The organism is Aetokthonos hydrillicola CCALA 1050 (genome assembly GCF_017591665.1).
GTDB lineage: Bacteria > Cyanobacteriota > Cyanobacteriia > Cyanobacteriales > Nostocaceae > Aetokthonos > Aetokthonos hydrillicola.
This window is the reverse complement of sequence record NZ_JAAKGC010000374.1, coordinates 1-1600: the sequence shown is the minus strand read 5'-3', so window position 1 is coordinate 1600 and position 1600 is coordinate 1. Positions and strand designations below refer to the sequence as shown.

Annotated in this window: 1 protein-coding gene; it reads right to left on the bottom strand. The window is 45.9% G+C overall.

The genetic code is table 11. The features are described 5' to 3' along the window. Window positions 1–117 precede the first annotated feature (117 nt). Window positions 118–1431 carry an NF041680 family putative transposase gene (locus G4P69_RS38060; protein ID WP_208346297.1) on the bottom strand — a complete coding sequence of 438 codons (1314 nt, stop codon included), beginning with the start codon at window positions 1429–1431 and terminating at the stop codon, window positions 118–120. Window positions 1432–1600 lie beyond the last annotated feature (169 nt).

Genomic DNA, 1600 nt, shown 5'->3' with positions numbered 1-1600 from the left:
ACTGGCGTTTGGACTAATCTAGTGTCGACCAGCAATTAACAAGCAGGGGCGCGACAGAGGGACTCAACTTCAAGTTTGAAACTGAGTCAAGCTGAATCATCAGGAAATTAGCCGAAACTAAGCAGCAGGGGGGTCGGCTTTATTCAGTGATTCTTCGGTTTTAGCTTTTTTAGATGCGTGTTTTTTGACAGTAGGATAAGTAGGACGTGGGGGTGGTTGATGTCCGGGAGCACGACCAGGGGATTTTCCACGGGTTTTTGGTGGTTGAGCTGGAGTACCAACAGCAGCTAAAATTAGGGGAAACGCTTGTGCTACGCGCCCTGGAGACAGTTTATCCTGAGTTGATTGCCAGGGCAATGGGGCGTCCATGCAAGCAACTCTTGCTAACCACAATTGCCAAGTTAACAGTGGCATGAGGTCACTCCATCGCTCTACTGCCGGAGTCGAACTTAATTGAGGCTGTGTCCAATGTAACCTTTGTTTCGCAAACCGATACCAATGTTCCAAGGCAAAGCGACGTAAGTATTTATGCCAGAAATCCTCTAATGGGGGCATCGTCTGACCAAGCCAAGCTAACCACAACGGTTTGAATTTCCGCTTCCGTCCCACAGGTTGAATCACCTCGACACGGATGATCTCCATGTCTCGTTTGGGGGATTCCAAAAAATGATATCCACTCCAATGCGTGACTTTCACCTGACCAACCTTTGGATCTTCAACAATCAAAGTCTCATCTGCTTCTGGCCAAGTTGTAGGGTCATTGAGCTTAAACTTATGACCATGCTTGCGTGGTGCGCCTCGACCTTTTTTAGTATCAGGTTTACCCCAAAGGCATCTATTAGATGCTAATCTGAGTAATAAGTCTGCTTCTATACCAGCCGTAGCTGTTACAAATTTCGCGTTACCATAACCTCTGTCATAAGCGGCAAGTGGTCTAGTTTTTAACTGCCGAGTCACTTGCTTTAGTTGAAACGCTGCCCTACTTGTTGGGGTTTCAAAGCTGGTAATCCTCTCGTGTCTTAAGGGTAATGCCCAACTCCCACTGGACTCTGGGATCCACGCCAACGTACTATAACTTTGTCCCACACTGGTACTAACTCCTTTCCCCCCACTAAAAGTCCGATCCAAGAGTGTCTTTGCGTCTGGTCTGGGCCAAAAGGTATGATCTCCCGCTAGAAATGGTTGTTCTTCAGTTGTTACCTTGTTTACCAGCAGATTCATCAGCTTTCTTCTATTGGGACGACTGTCATGCAGTGCAGCATAAATACTCGGCCAAGATCGCCGAAACACTGGATTCTGGGATAGGCTGACAAATGATTGTATGGTGGGGCTGGTCAACACTGCATCCATCAGATCAAATACTGCGTCTCTTGCTTTACCTAGACCATCGTAGATTGCTTGCCGGAATTCTTCTAATTGTGTCAGGATCATCTAAGTCAATGAACTTTTGTTTACATTCATTGACTTTACAGCAGTCAGTGTAACTTCTGACTGCTTTCCTCTCTAACAATCAATCTGTGCTTCAGTACTAATGTCTATTTTTTATCTGTTATTCTATCCGTGCTTTGCTTCTGCCTGAGCTTTTAGTCCAAACTCCAGT